Below are 13,636 nucleotides of genomic sequence, written 5' to 3'. Positions count from 1 at the left end.
GCTTTTTCACTTCTTTTATTCTTTTCATTTTATAGCTGATGTAGCTATATGCCACGGTAGTTTAAGTGAACACCTCATAAACTCTTCACTCATAACCATTTTCGTAAAATAGGTTACTCCCTTAATTGAAATATACCTTCTTTTATTTCATTAATTGAAGCCTATCCATAAGAGATTCGTATAAACTGCTACAGGCTTTTATGACTAAGTCAACATTGCTTTAACGAACGATGAGACAATGTACTTGTAGAATTCTTCCTCGGTGACGAATTGAGACTGATATTGCTGGTGAATCAGCTCGCTCATCTGAAAGCCGTAGCACATCGAGAGAAAAGACATGGCGGCAAGACGCGAATCCTGATTCGGTATGATTTTTTTCTTCTGCAGTCGTTCAAAATATTCAACAAGCAAAGAGTGCAGCTTCACCGGCGGCTCGGCCAGCACTCTGTCTAATTCAGGAAATATTCCTTTTTCGCGGATGCCAATCAAAATAATATCCGTATTTTTATGGAAAAACAAGCGGTACTGCTGGCTTACATTCAGCAGATCAACTTCCGGATTATCGGTTGCTTCCTCCATTAGCAGTTTCTCAAATTGCGGGATATCCGAATGTCTTTCAATGATGGCTTCTAGTATGCCTTGCTTGCTTCCAAAATGACGGAAAATTGTAGATTCATTGACTGTAGCTTCCGCTGCAATGGCTTTAGTGCTTACTCCCCGATAGCCATTCTTTTTTATGAGCCGTGTCGCGGCTTCGATAATTCTGTCTGAAGTATGCATTGTATTACTCCTTTTGCATATGTTAAACCTTATTATACAACAAGTTATTCATACACAATAGGTTCGGGGGTTCATCATCTTCCTAAACGTTTATTTAAGGTAAATCACTTCTTCTTTCCCAGCGACTAGCTTCCGTAATCTTGACATTATCAGGCACCAATTGCGTGAGCGTTCCTAAATTATCGAACGTAATCCGGATTCGGTCAGAGGGCAACAGCCATTGCTCGGTCTCGATTGCGCAGCAATCCGGTATCGTCCCCATTCCTATAATCGTGCCCGGGAGCGGCGTGAAAACTTTGAGAACCTCCTCCATCACCTTCGCAGGGTGCGCGGAATACTCGGATGTGCTTCCCTTCCAGTGCAGTCTCTCTCCGATTCGTACATCCACATCCAGTGCCAGCGGGTTATCGATTTCATCCGGTGTAACCAGAAATGGTCCTATTCCTTTGCTGTTATCAAAATCTTTGCACCGCGTTGGTCCGGTCAACGCCTGAAAATCTGGCCACTGCACATTGCGAGCAGTACTGTCGTTAAAAATTACATAACCAGCAATACAGTTCCCCTTCCCTGTAACAAAGGCCAGCTCCGGTTCGATATCCAGATAAGAAGAATACGAAGGCCAATGAATTGTAGCCCCATCGCCAATCAATGCATTATGGTTGCATTTGTAATAACTGAAGGTTACTTTATTCGGTTCTTGCTGGAATTTTTCCGCAATTTTTTGTATAAACTCTTCTCTTTCCGCTCCTGTGTATTCTCTTTGCAGCAGATTTACGCCAGCATTTTTCAGATGTCTTGGCGTCAGCCCGAAATCAATAAGTGCAGCCGGTTTCAAAATAGGTGGCAGCAATTTTACTGCTGTAATTGGACAGATTTCATTTTCATTGAATTGATGCAGCTGTCTAACAGCGTATTGCATCAGCTCCTTAGCGGCAGTATGGCTTGCCGGCAAATGTTGTAGATAGCTGTCCATACTTTGTAGACTGTCAACGAATGTCCCCTGCTTTTTCATGATTGCGGCAAAAGACACGACAAATTCCTCGTTAATGACAAGCCCAAAAAAACATTCCTTCGAAGTTTCAGTGTGATAGGTTACCAGTTTCATGTTTGTAGCGCCTCCATCCATGTAGTGTGATGTTGTTCAGTTATTAGCATATTACATTGAGTAAATGCACGCAAGTGCTCGCTTGCTTTTTATTTTCCATTCTCTATAATAAAGATGTAGTCAGTGTGACTAACTCAAAAAAACATATATGCAAAGGAGAATTGTTATGCAGTATAGAAGTATTATCCAAAAACCCCGGGTTAAATTTTTTGAAGTCGCAGATGGCGTCTTTGCTGGTATTTCGCCGTATCGTGGCATTAGTTGGGCCAATGCTGGGTTTATCAACAAAGGTGAAGGCTTGGTGTATGACACGTTCTTTGATCTGTTCCATGCGCAAGAAATGCGAGATGCTTTTAAGGAAGTAAGCAATGGCGGCTCTCCCGCCTATGTAGTGAACTCGCACTATAACAGCGACCATACCTGGGGGAACAAAGTGTTTGAAGAAGCCTGTATTATTATGCACAAGGAAGCGGCCAGGGAACGTCTTACTGAGAATATCGAGTGGATGGATAGCGTCATCAAAAGAGGGAAGAATTCTCCGGAATCGACTCAGGGAGAGCAGTTTTTTGCAGCGGAATTTGAAGGATTTGACCTGGAGGGCGTAGAATGGGTGCACCCGAATATCGAGATAAAGGACGATATCAACATACGGCTTGGCGATACGGAGGTTATGATTTACAATGTAGCTCCGGCCCACTCTGACAGTGACTTGCTGTTGTGGATGCCAAAAGAAAAGGTGCTGTTTGCTGGCGATGTCGTGTTTAACGGTTGTACGGCATACAGTGAAGAAGGAACTCTCAACTGGATAAAAGTACTTGATCGCATTATTGATGACATTAAACCTGAAATCGTTGTTCCAGGACATGGTGCCATATGCGGCCTAGATTTCGTGAAGGAACAGAGAGACTACCTCTTGAACTTGATAAGCGAGTTCAACAAACATTACAATGACGAGATTGATTCCCTGTCCCTGACTAAGGAAATCGATATTTCTCGCTTCCTTCATTGGATTCAGCCAGAACGTTTGTATGTTACGGTGGATATTCTCTTAAAAAGTAAACGTGGCTTGCCATCTCTTCCAAATTGGAATGAGGTTCCTACAAAACTGGAAGACATGAAAGCTTTTTTATCCGAGAAATATGGCGATCAAATCAAGCCATGGGATCCTATGAGCGTGTGGCAAGTATAGCGTATGCATCCTCCTAAAGACGCATGAATATCCATCAGAATAATTTGTGGCTTTAGTAGAAAGTTTGATTAGAAAATCTCATAAATCCATATTCCATGATAAATTAAAAGACTCACTTCTGAAAATAAGTTCAACAAAAGAGAGTCTTATTAAGCAATATCTAAGTTATTCAACAATTGCGCCTGATTGTTGAATAACTTTATCTACTAGATGTCCAAATTCTATACATATCTTTACCGTCTACCTGAATCTTATCTCGATGCATTGTAACATTTACATTTGTGTATCCCGCCCATTGTGGTATTAGTTCCGTTAAACAATCAATTACCTTTACATCAGGAGTTGCATAACCGATAGTTTCTTTTCTCAAAAAGCCGTTGGAGAAATCTTGATATAATGTATCTGTCCATTCATAAACTTCAAACTGAGAGTCAAAAATCCGTTCATCTTCTTGATATTGTCCGTTAACCCAGTATACTTCCATAATAATATCTCCTCTCCCTCCTAGTGAATGTAGCGTTCAATAACACTAATAAAGACACTTACCTAGTATTCCGTTTTTATTGTATTTGCTAAAATATTTACATTAATTTTTTATATTGTTTATAAAAGCTTCGTATTATAAAGAACAAAAGTATCACCAAAAGAATAAGGACTACTGTACGACTTGTTTGGTTAGGTTCACCAAATATAAGCTCTATTACATCTGCAAGCGTGAAAGGAATCCCTCCCCATTCTAACAATGTCGGTAAGAAAAAAATCCAGTAATCAAGCCTAAAATCAAATGAAATAAATAACTTTTTTTGCTCAAACAAACATCCTCCTTATCCCTTTAAGCTTTAAAAAAACCAAATTTTTATAATTGGTTCGATTCCTCAATTATTACAAAATATTTAAAATTTACAATATATTATAATTTATTGTAGATACTTCTACTGCAATCTGGCCCGTTTTGTTCCTGCATATCAAAATGGATCTTAAGGAAAAATACTCCTCAGCAATTTTTTAACCTTTGTCAAGATATAGTCACAACCATTTGAGTTGTTCCCACTTTATGAATAAATTTAATAAATATTGGACAGATCTACATTAACGATAATGAGCATTATTTTTACGATAAATTATAGGAATCATTCGATTATGTAATGAATTTGTTTGATTGGCAAGATTTATACTGCATATACTGTTCAGGGTAACTCTAATTCCATAAGTTTTGCCGCTTCTTCATCATCTGATCAATAAGCGGTTATTAAATGAACTAGTTCGTAGCCCGTTGCCATTAAAAATGTTGGTGCGCGCCCATACTTATAGCTCCGACTATACATATCACTTAGCCTTCTTATTAATGTATGGGATACCCTATTCAATGTGAATTGCTAATGCTTTTTCAATTTGGAGTAATCTCCAGTAGAATTTGCTTGGTTTGGATTTCCCCTTATACCCGTCACATCAAAAACGGCTCTCGCTTCAATAATCAGGGAATCTTAGTAAAAGATGTTTACAAACAACCTAAATGTAGCTATACTTACAAAGTAAACATAAAATTCTTAAGGAGGTCGAATGAAATGATCCGTATCGTTAAATTGATGTCATTATTAGCCACAACTAAAGAAAAAAATGAAAATCACACATTCGACCAGTTCGGAATGGATCGCTTAAGTTTTTTGTAATTTAGCATACCCATACCGCAGGGAGAAGTGTGCCCCTGCGGTATTTTTGTGCCTTTTTTCACCGTAGGGGGAGTCTCTCTACGGTTTTTTTATTTTTCATGGTAATTTAAGGAGGTGATCATAAATGATATTAAACTTTTTTGCTCTCACGATAACTATTACAAAACGCGAGAACTCTCTTGAGAAAGCAAATCATAATGAAAATGCGAAAAAAATCTTTGAAGAGAACCGAAGAAAAGTAGAAAATTATATTCGTATTCGTCAATATTAATTTTCTTCATTAAAAAACATGAAAGGTGGGATTTGAAATGATTTATATGATTAAAAGACGTCATGCAGTTTTATGGCTGGAGAAAGACACAACCACCAGATGAAGTAATATAAAGAGACAATATAGCTATTTAATTTTATAATTTCCGTGAAACTAACCCGTTCTAATCTAGGACGGGTTGCTTCATGAGGTAATTTGCACTTTTTAAGCGATATGTTACAAATAGAACTTGTTGTAGTTTTAACTTAATTCCATTATTCTGCCCTATTGGCTCCATGTTGTTTATTACTATTTCATTTGTAATAAACAAATTTTCCACATAGTAATTGCTATGCTATTAAAAGATTTATCCGAAAGTCGCTGCTGCTACCGTCGTCAAATGGATCGACCTGAATTCTGCTATGGTTTTATTGGATTAATTGTTAAACTTCCTTCAATAGGTTTGTTGCTAACACTTTGGATAAGAGTGTTCAGTGATGCCCGTTTGCTTAATGAAAATTTTGTAAAAAATAGTAAGGAAGTCAAAAAGCTTGCAACGCCTATAGTCCGTGATTACTCACGTCATGACTTTGCAAACTTAATGGATGATGGTCCGTGAACCATACTTTAAACTTATTTTGTTATTCGTGTACCTGCTTTTCCATCTAATGCAGCTACTGCTTGATCGATTGAACAAATGATTGACTCTTTCCCTAATTTTGCAAATTCTATAGCTGCTTGCATTTTTGGTAACATACTACCTGCCGGAAATTGTCCTTCTGCAACATACTGTTCAGCTTCAGCTACGGTAATGTGGCTTAGCTTTTGCTCATTATCTTTACCGAAATTAATATAGACATTTGGTACATCTGTTAGCATCATGAAAACTTCAGCATTCACTTGTTGTGCTAGCTTTAATCCTGACCGATCTTTGTCAATGACTGCTTCAATACCATGTAATTGACCACTGTCTTCACGATATACAGGTATACCACCACCACCAGAAGAAATAACAATCGTTTCATCAATTAAACGTTTAATTTCATCTATTCCGTGAATCACTTTTGGTTCTGGTGAAGGGACAACGCGTCTATATCCCCGCCCTGCATCTTCTGCCATCACAAAGCCTTGTTCTTCTAAACGATGTGCTTCTTCTTCCGAGAAAAATACACCGATTGGTTTAGTCGGATTTTTAAAAGCTTGATCATCCCTGTCCACTTCAACCATCGTTAGCAATGTAACCACATTTGTAGCAATGCCACGTTCTTTCATATGGTTTTTTAAAGCTGTTTCCATCATATAACCTATGAAACCTTGTGATTCTGCGTTACAAACATAAATTGGTAGTGGTTCGACTACATTTTTTGCAGCTTCATTTTGGGCAATGATATTCCCTACTTGCGGACCATTACCATGTGTAATGACGATATTATGACCTGCTTCTCGAATTTCTACCATATGGCCTGTTGCCGACACTACATTTTTGAATTGATTATCATATGTTGCTTCTTGTTTCGGCTGTAAAATGGCATTACCACCTAAAGCAATAACTACACTTTTCCCCATTTCTTTCACTCCTTAGTTAATGACAAGTAAATGCCATATAACGTATCCATCCCAGAAGATGATCCTACTTCTATAAGCCTGTTCATGCTTTCTAAGGATGGATCATGTTGCAATGCTGTAATCTTCGAACTAAATACACCGTCTATAGCACAGGTTAAGAAACGCTTACTGACAATGGTTGTTAAAGGTTCCTTGATAAGTGCTTTTAGTGTTTCTAGATGCTTTTGTTCGATAAAATTTTTAATAAAATGACCGTACAATATGCCGACTAGGATATCATCACCTGTTGGTGTTAAACCATGTCCACGCCCAATAAAATAACGGAATGTCTCGTCAAGATTTTTAGTTGGATCTTGTAATCGATTAATCAAGGATAATACACGGGCTCGTTCAAAATCTGATGATTCATATGATGTAAAGGAAATGTATTGAAAATTTTCTTTCAATTTATTTATATTTGCATGTTCGAAATCCATATCTAACGGTATTATTTTTACATTAAACACCATTTGGAAGCGATTATGAAAAAGACGATTATTGCGAAACATTAATGTATCGCCTACCTTAATATTGGTCTTTACAGTTTGTCGCGTTTGAGGATCAAGTAAGATTCCGAACGGAAATGTCCCATTTTCATCTGTACCAACAAATATCAATTCGCCATCTTGATCAACCATATTTAAACCTTTTTCAAACATACTGTGCACGGTAAAGGTTTTTTCATCATTCAATAATTGAAGTGCGATTGAACCAACCGCACTTGCTTGTAAAATCATCCTTTAAATCCTAGCTTTTCAGCATATGCTGTGATAGCTTTCTCAAAACATTCGATTGGCGGATGTACTGTACCGGCACCAATTTGTCCGTACCCCGCAATTTTATGGGCAATACCAGTGTTGATAACTGGTGTGATCCCTGTTTCAACAACTTTCCGTGCATCGATACCTAAACATGCTCCTTTGAAATCCCAAGTAGGGATGACAAAGTTCGGGTTTTCGCTAATACAGATTTCTGTCATTTGATTACTTGTTTCAAGTGCATCATTAAATCCACCCGAACCAACAAAGCGTGTTACTGCAGGTGCTGCAATCATCGCCATACCTCCGACACCGATTGTTTCTGTAATCGCTGAATCACCGATATCTGTGTTTGCATCTTCTGCTGAGTAACCAGTAAAATATAATCCTTGCGGGGTATTCACAGGACCAGTAAACCATTCGTCTCCCATACCGGCAATACGGATACCAAAGTTTTCACCGTTTCGGCACATTGCGGTAACAACTGTACCGTGTTCGATTGTACGTGCAGCATCCATCATCGCTTTGCCAGTCGCCATAGCAATATTTAAGAAAAATTGGTCTGTGTCAGCTAAGAATTGGATTACTTCAGTACGTTGATCTTTTTCAACGTCATCTAATGAAGCAATGATTGGAGATAGTTCTTTTAAAAATGCAAGTGAAGCTGCAATATTACGCTGGTGGAATTCATCACCCATTGCAATAGCTTTTGCAATTAAGACGTTGACGTTCAAGCCTCCATCAAGTGTTTTTAGAGCTTTACTTAATACTGGACCTAATACATCTTTCATCCAGTGTAAACGATTGATGACTTGCTCATTATAAGCGCCAAAGCGTAATACTGCACCAATCCCTTCGTTCATTTGACAATACGCTTCGTTACCACTCTCCTTGTTAATAACAACAAGGACTGGCATGTTAGGTGAAGTAATACCACCCATTGGTCCAACTGCATTTACATGGTGACATGGAATGAATTTGATCTGATTGTTTTCAAGTAATTCTCGTGCATTCTTTTCGTTTTCTGCCCATCCTTCAAAAAGGATTGCGCCAACACAAGAGCCTTGCATAGGATCCGTCATGTTTTCATATTTAATTGGCGGTCCAGCATGTAATAACACGTACTCTTCTAATTCAGGAATCACAGATTTAGCAGGTACCACATCCGTTAAAAACGGTGCAGCTGCTATGATCTTCTGGATAACGGCTTCATTCGCTTCATTTATTGTTTTGTATCCCATTAGATTGTACCTCCTTCATAATAGTTTAAGAATTGAAGTACTTTCATTAACTTCTCATCGCCACCAGCAATTGGGCGCCAGTTAAATTGAACACACTCTGAGCCACTGTTTTGAACAGCTTCCGTAAAGCTTTTTAGCCCAATATTGATAACGCTTGGTTTCATATTGATGAAGGACATAATTTTCTCATCCACTACTAAGCTTTCTTCTGTGTAGTCGAATTTTTGTACATGAGTAATTGGTTGTTCCACTTTACCGCCTACAAGTTGGATAGCTGTGCGCACCATTTGGTCGTTTGTCTTACAAATAATTGCACCACTCTCTTTTAAAATGGCAATTTGTTTATCGTACCCTTGAATGTCTTGTGCTGTACCTACAACCGTTGCAAGCACTGCAAGTTGACGACCTTCTTGACGTGCACTATCCAAAATACGTTTGATTGTCGGTGCTAGTTCACTAGCCATATCTTCATGACCACCGTTACCGATCACGTTATCAATCATAATGACTGCGGTTTCAGGGTCGTTCATAGATTTTTCAAGCATTTCGATACGTTTTTCAGGATCAATCATTGGGTGTGGTTTACCTTTTGTATAAACATCATCACCTAAATCAATGATTTCATGAGTGTTTGTTTTTAAAACATAGCTTTCACTTTTCTCTTCAGTCATTGTATCTTTAAAAGCATCTCTCACTAGCATAGCCGCCTCAGATGCCAAAGTACCGCCCGAATAATAACCTTTAATACCAACTTGTGATTCTTTTAATACAACGTTTACATCAGCTGTTGTCGGTTCAAAATTCGGTTTGTCCCCATTTGATAATTGGACAGCTACAACTGCTGCTTCTTCAAGTGTATAAGCATGATAGATATTCTCTTCTTGGTAGGAAGGTTTGTCACCTAAAAATAGCGTAACAACGGGCTTATCAATATTTCTTAATAAATTTAATACTTTGCGCTGTACTTCCTCTGCAGGTGGTTTAGAGATCACTGTAATGACTTTTACTTTCGGATCTTGGTTTAATGCTTTGATGCTATCTAACATCGTAATCGCACCAACTTCCGTCGATAAATCACGTCCACCTGTACCAAGCGCGTTTGTCACACCTTTACCATAACGGTCAATAATTGTTGTGACTTCTTGGATCCCTGTACCTGATGCCCCTACAATACCGATATCACCTTCGTTTACGTTATTGGTAAAAGCAAGAGGGACACCGTGAATAAGTGCCGTACCACAGTCTGGACCCATCACTAATAAACCTTTTTCATGCGCTTTTTGTTTCAGTTTCACTTCGTCTTCTTTCGAAACATTGTCACTAAACATGAACACATGTAAACCTTCGTTCAATGCGTTTTCCGCTTCCATTGCAGCATATTGACCAGGAATTGAAATTAACGCTAAATTAGGATTGTTCGCAAGCTCCATTGCACGTTTCCAGTTATGAGCTTCTTGACCTTTAGACGTATTTTGTGAATCTGAATCACCTTTTAAAGCGATCTCAACTTCTTCTTTCACTTCGTCTACTTTTCCTTCTTGATCTGTATCTACAACGATGACGATATCATTTGGCTTCGCTTTTTCTAATTCATCCGTGCCTAAGCCTGAAGATTTAAAAATGTCCTTGTTCGCTGGTGTTCCCATCATGATCGATACTTTGTTTACACCATCAATTGCAGACAACTTGTTGGATAAAAGCATTAACACGATGGAGTCTTTATAAGTGTTTTCTTTTATAATTGTGTATAACATGATGATCCTCCAATTTATTATTCTGCAAATCTATTTTTTCCATGATAACGATCGTAATGAACGTCGTCTGACACAAGATAGTTGTAAATGTCGTCTACGATTTCAATACCTTCCTTATCATATTCCTTACTTCTTAATATACCGCGTTCACCTGGATAATAAATTTCTCCATAGCCCTCTGCCGCTGGCTGTGCTTTTAATTCATTGAGCATTGTTGTAATTTGTAGCTTGAAAGCATTCAAATCTGTGAAATAGGCAGGGTTAATGACGATATGAATTTGACCTAAATCGCGTCCTTTAGTTAAGTCTTGATACATAGAAGACACATGTATACCATGTGGGACTCCTAGAAGACTACCTGATAAAATATCTACCATCATCATCAAGCCGTATCCTTTTGGACCTGCAATTGGTAGAAGTGCATGAACATCTCTTGCATTCGTCGTAGGTGCACCAGTAGCATCAACAGCCCATGTATCTGGAATCGATGCATTTTTACTTCTTGCATCTAAGATTTTGCCCCATGCTTGGACAGTAGTCGCCATATCAAATGTAATGATGCGGTCATCAGCAGACGGTGCACTATAAGCAATTGGGTTTGTCCCAAAATAAGGCTCAGTTCCGCCAAACGGTACGACCATAGGATCTGATTGACACATACTTAGAGCAACCATATCTTGTTCTGCCGCCATTTCAACAAAGTAACCTAATGCACCACTATGTGAGATATTTTTCATACCAACAACGGCAACACCTGATTTTTTAGCCATTTCAATCGCTTTTTCCATCGCTTGCTTTGCTATTTGGTGACCTGGACCATTATCCCCATGAAAGACCGCAGATGCTGGTCCTGTTTGTTCAAATGTATAGTTTGGATTGGTTGTAATACCGCCTTTTGCAATCCGTTCAGAATAGTATTCAACACGTACAGCCCCATGTGAGTGAATACCTCTATAATCAGCGTATGTTAATACGTCTGCAACATCATGTGCCGCTCCTTCATTTAATCCCGCTTTCATAAACTTTTGTTTCATTAGATTAAAAAGTTCTTCTTTAGATACACGCATCTTGATTACTCCTCATTTAATTAATATTTTGTTTCAGATTCTAAATAATCTAGAATTTTTTTAAGAAATTCTTTTGTAACTAAGATGCCTAATTTATCTTTGGATAGCTATCGGAGATAATATACTCACTTTTTATAAATCAATATCTCTGTTTGCATCTTTAGAATAAATGTATGAGAATGGTTCATCTAAACCAATTGCATAGGTTGCTTGCGGTACATAAGCGCCCATAAAGATATAATCACCTTTATCAACCGGCATCCATTCGTTATCTAAGTTGTACATGCCTCGCCCACTTAAAACATAAGCGCCGTGTTCTTGAACGTGTGTTTCAATGTAACCATGTGAAGCACCTGGTTTGAATGAAAGAATATGAATGTTCATGTCATATCCAATTTCTTTTGGTAATAAGTCTTGAATTAATACTTCTTTCATACCTTCATATGCCTCTTGTTCGATGTCGTTCACATTACCTGTAACGACTTCTGGTGTATATCCTTTAAGAGGTTGATAACGTTTTTTGTATAAGAATAATCGGCTATCCTCACCGTTATTATTATTTTCAAAAGTTAACTGTAAGTGTGGGGGCACATATAAATACCCACCTTCTGTTAATTCGTATCGCTTACCATCTGCAAACGCATTGATTTTGCCATAAACGACGTATACAAAAGATTGAATACCATCACCAGCGAAACCAGTTTTGTTTCCACCTTGGTTTTTTACAGTTACTAAGTAATCTACAAATCTTGCACCTAAACGCGGGGATCCTAAGATTGTTACGTCACAATCTTTGAAACCTGGTACAACATTATTAACTAGACCATCCGGTGTAATTACCGCATAATTGTCTTTTTTAATGACTGAACGTGTTTCTAATAAACCTTCTCTGTATCCTTGAACTTGATTTATGTAACCCATAAGTATCAGGCTCCTTTATCTTTATTTTTATTCTTTATATGCTAGTTCATAAAGTACATCACTTAATACTTCAATACCTTTAACAAGGTCTTCTATCTTCGTCTCTTCACTAATGTTGTGACTAATTCCACCAATAGAAGGTACAAACAACATCGCCGTTGGTACATATTGAGCAAAGATTTGTGAGTCATGTCCTGCACCAGATGGCATCACTTTATATTGATTCCCTACATTGTTCTTTGCTGCTTGTTCTATGATTTGAACGATTTTTTTGTCCATCAATGTTGGTGCCTCATCCATCCATAAATGAATGTCGTAAGTCATGCTATTTGCTTCAGCAACTAATCTAATTTTGTCTTCGATTTCTGCTGCAAAATCATTTAATATTTGCTGATCAATATGACGACAGTCTACTGAGAATGTAATTTCACCAGGAACTACATTTACTGTGTTTGGTACAAGTGTGATATGACCGAACGTTAATACAAGTGGTTCCCCAATTTCTCTAGCACGTTTTGTTAAATCCGAGACAATTTCACTATAGGCAACAACTGTATCGCGACGTAATGACATTGGCGTAGTACCAGCGTGGTTTGCTTCCCCTTTTAAGTTGATCGTGAAGCGTTTTTGACCAACGATGCCATTAACAACACCGATTGTTTTGTTTTCTGTCTCTAACACTTTACCTTGTTCAATATGAATTTCTACAAATGCTTTGATGTCATTACGAACGTCATTAGTTTTACGATAATCGAAGCCTGATTTACGCATCGCGTCTTCGAACTTAATGCCCTCAGCATCTGCAATTGTGTCAACATCCGATTTTTTAGCTAAGTTAAAGAAGTTTTTGCTACCCCAGAATGTGTAAGGGAATCGACTACCTTCTTCTTCTGCAAGGGATAATACTTCTAATGAGCGTAGTGGTTGGCCATGTTTAGCTTTTAAATATTTCACAGCCACTAGTGCAGCTAAGATACCGAATTGGCCATCTAGATGACCACCCTCCACTACTGTGTCGATATGTGATCCTGTTAAAATGGTTTCTTCTGGATATTTACTGCCAACAAGACGCCCAGTTAAGTTCCCGATGTCGTCAAAGCTTGCTTCTAACCCTTCTTCTTTGAATGTTTTTTCCAGTTCTCGAACTGCATCATTCCATTCTTGAGAATATAAAAGTCGTGTAATTCCACCTTGTTCTAAGCCACCAAAACCTGTGAATTTCTTATCTAACCATTCAAAAGTTGATTGAATATCCATACCTCTTTCACTCCTTCCTTCTTCACATTTATTATAGGT

At 38.1% G+C, this 13,636-nt stretch carries 13 protein-coding genes and 1 pseudogene; 2 read left to right on the top strand and 12 right to left on the bottom strand.

Annotated elements, in window-relative coordinates; translation table 11 throughout:
* Window positions 1–204 precede the first annotated feature (204 nt).
* Together PI85_RS16910 and PI85_RS16905 are read right to left on the bottom strand one after the other, a co-directional pair.
* Window positions 205–780, bottom strand: coding sequence for a TetR/AcrR family transcriptional regulator (locus PI85_RS16910; protein ID WP_036125915.1), 576 nt, complete (start codon window positions 778–780; stop codon window positions 205–207).
* A gap of 94 nt (window positions 781–874) precedes the next feature.
* Complete coding sequence (locus tag PI85_RS16905) at window positions 875–1,885, bottom strand: fumarylacetoacetate hydrolase family protein (protein WP_036125914.1); 1,011 nt, start codon at window positions 1,883–1,885, stop codon at window positions 875–877.
* Between the two features lie 166 nt (window positions 1,886–2,051).
* On the opposite strand from PI85_RS16905, the gene PI85_RS16900 reads away from it, so the two are divergent.
* On the top strand, window positions 2,052–3,074 hold the full coding sequence (locus PI85_RS16900) for an MBL fold metallo-hydrolase (RefSeq protein ID WP_036125912.1): 1,023 nt from the start codon (window positions 2,052–2,054) through the stop codon (window positions 3,072–3,074).
* 199 nt (window positions 3,075–3,273) lie between these two features.
* Here the strand turns inward: PI85_RS16900 and PI85_RS16895 are convergent, their stop codons facing one another.
* The 3 genes and pseudogenes from PI85_RS16895 to PI85_RS25245 all read right to left on the bottom strand — a co-directional run.
* A complete protein-coding gene (locus PI85_RS16895; RefSeq protein WP_036125910.1) occupies window positions 3,274–3,558 on the bottom strand; it encodes a hypothetical protein in 285 nt (94 codons plus the stop codon).
* 97 nt (window positions 3,559–3,655) lie between these two features.
* A complete protein-coding gene (locus PI85_RS16890; protein ID WP_036125907.1) occupies window positions 3,656–3,889 on the bottom strand; it encodes a hypothetical protein in 234 nt (77 codons plus the stop codon).
* A gap of 274 nt (window positions 3,890–4,163) precedes the next feature.
* Window positions 4,164–4,378, bottom strand: a pseudogene (locus PI85_RS25245) (hypothetical protein); the annotation flags it as partial.
* Between the two features lie 490 nt (window positions 4,379–4,868).
* Between PI85_RS25245 and PI85_RS23985 the strand changes: the two are divergent.
* The gene (locus PI85_RS23985; protein WP_080709106.1) at window positions 4,869–5,015 is read left to right on the top strand and encodes a YrzI family small protein; all 147 of its coding nucleotides are present in this window, start codon (window positions 4,869–4,871) and stop codon (window positions 5,013–5,015) included.
* Between the two features lie 612 nt (window positions 5,016–5,627).
* Here PI85_RS23985 and arcC read toward each other — a convergent pair.
* From arcC to allC, 7 genes are all read right to left on the bottom strand, one after another.
* Window positions 5,628–6,560, bottom strand: coding sequence for a carbamate kinase (arcC, locus tag PI85_RS16880; protein WP_036125903.1), 933 nt, complete (start codon window positions 6,558–6,560; stop codon window positions 5,628–5,630).
* A gap of 5 nt (window positions 6,561–6,565) precedes the next feature.
* Complete coding sequence (locus PI85_RS16875; protein ID WP_036125901.1) at window positions 6,566–7,336, bottom strand: DUF2877 domain-containing protein; 771 nt, start codon at window positions 7,334–7,336, stop codon at window positions 6,566–6,568.
* Complete coding sequence (locus tag PI85_RS16870; protein WP_036125899.1) at window positions 7,333–8,598, bottom strand: DUF1116 domain-containing protein; 1,266 nt, start codon at window positions 8,596–8,598, stop codon at window positions 7,333–7,335. Before PI85_RS16870 ends, PI85_RS16875 begins: the two co-directional genes overlap by 4 nt.
* Window positions 8,598–10,352, bottom strand: a complete 1,755-nt coding sequence (locus PI85_RS16865) for an acyl-CoA synthetase FdrA (protein WP_036125897.1) — start codon at window positions 10,350–10,352, stop codon at window positions 8,598–8,600. Before PI85_RS16865 ends, PI85_RS16870 begins: the two co-directional genes overlap by 1 nt.
* A gap of 17 nt (window positions 10,353–10,369) precedes the next feature.
* On the bottom strand, window positions 10,370–11,419 hold the full coding sequence (gene allD, locus PI85_RS16860; protein WP_036125896.1) for an ureidoglycolate dehydrogenase: 1,050 nt from the start codon (window positions 11,417–11,419) through the stop codon (window positions 10,370–10,372).
* Between the two features lie 132 nt (window positions 11,420–11,551).
* The gene (allE, locus tag PI85_RS16855) at window positions 11,552–12,340 is read right to left on the bottom strand and encodes a (S)-ureidoglycine aminohydrolase (RefSeq protein WP_036125894.1); all 789 of its coding nucleotides are present in this window, start codon (window positions 12,338–12,340) and stop codon (window positions 11,552–11,554) included.
* Window positions 12,341–12,367: 27 nt separating this feature from the next.
* The gene (allC, locus tag PI85_RS16850) at window positions 12,368–13,597 is read right to left on the bottom strand and encodes an allantoate deiminase (RefSeq protein ID WP_036125892.1); all 1,230 of its coding nucleotides are present in this window, start codon (window positions 13,595–13,597) and stop codon (window positions 12,368–12,370) included.
* Window positions 13,598–13,636: the final 39 nt, after the last annotated feature.

This window comes from Lysinibacillus sp. A1 (assembly GCF_000801965.1).
Taxonomy (GTDB): Bacteria; Bacillota; Bacilli; order Bacillales_A; family Planococcaceae; genus Lysinibacillus; species Lysinibacillus fusiformis.
The sequence above is the reverse complement of the archived record's forward strand: the minus strand, read 5'-3'. Positions and strand labels throughout refer to the sequence as shown.

Bases quoted from the DNA above. Each gene is read 5' to 3' on its own strand.
- allC (WP_036125892.1), bottom strand. From the start codon at position 13,597: ATGGATATTCAATCAACTTTTGAATGGTTAGATAAGAAATTCACAGGT.
- PI85_RS16905 (WP_036125914.1), bottom strand. From the start codon at position 1,885: ATGAAACTGGTAACCTATCACACTGAAACTTCGAAGGAATGTTTTTTT.
- PI85_RS16895 (WP_036125910.1), bottom strand. From the start codon at position 3,558: ATGGAAGTATACTGGGTTAACGGACAATATCAAGAAGATGAACGGATT.
- PI85_RS16910 (WP_036125915.1), bottom strand. From the start codon at position 780: ATGCATACTTCAGACAGAATTATCGAAGCCGCGACACGGCTCATAAAA.
- PI85_RS16900 (WP_036125912.1), top strand. From the start codon at position 2,052: ATGCAGTATAGAAGTATTATCCAAAAACCCCGGGTTAAATTTTTTGAA.
- PI85_RS16875 (WP_036125901.1), bottom strand. From the start codon at position 7,336: ATGATTTTACAAGCAAGTGCGGTTGGTTCAATCGCACTTCAATTATTG.
- PI85_RS23985 (WP_080709106.1), top strand. From the start codon at position 4,869: ATGATATTAAACTTTTTTGCTCTCACGATAACTATTACAAAACGCGAG.
- allE (WP_036125894.1), bottom strand. From the start codon at position 12,340: ATGGGTTACATAAATCAAGTTCAAGGATACAGAGAAGGTTTATTAGAA.
- PI85_RS16870 (WP_036125899.1), bottom strand. From the start codon at position 8,598: ATGGGATACAAAACAATAAATGAAGCGAATGAAGCCGTTATCCAGAAG.
- allD (WP_036125896.1), bottom strand. From the start codon at position 11,419: ATGCGTGTATCTAAAGAAGAACTTTTTAATCTAATGAAACAAAAGTTT.
- PI85_RS16865 (WP_036125897.1), bottom strand. From the start codon at position 10,352: ATGTTATACACAATTATAAAAGAAAACACTTATAAAGACTCCATCGTG.
- arcC (WP_036125903.1), bottom strand. From the start codon at position 6,560: ATGGGGAAAAGTGTAGTTATTGCTTTAGGTGGTAATGCCATTTTACAG.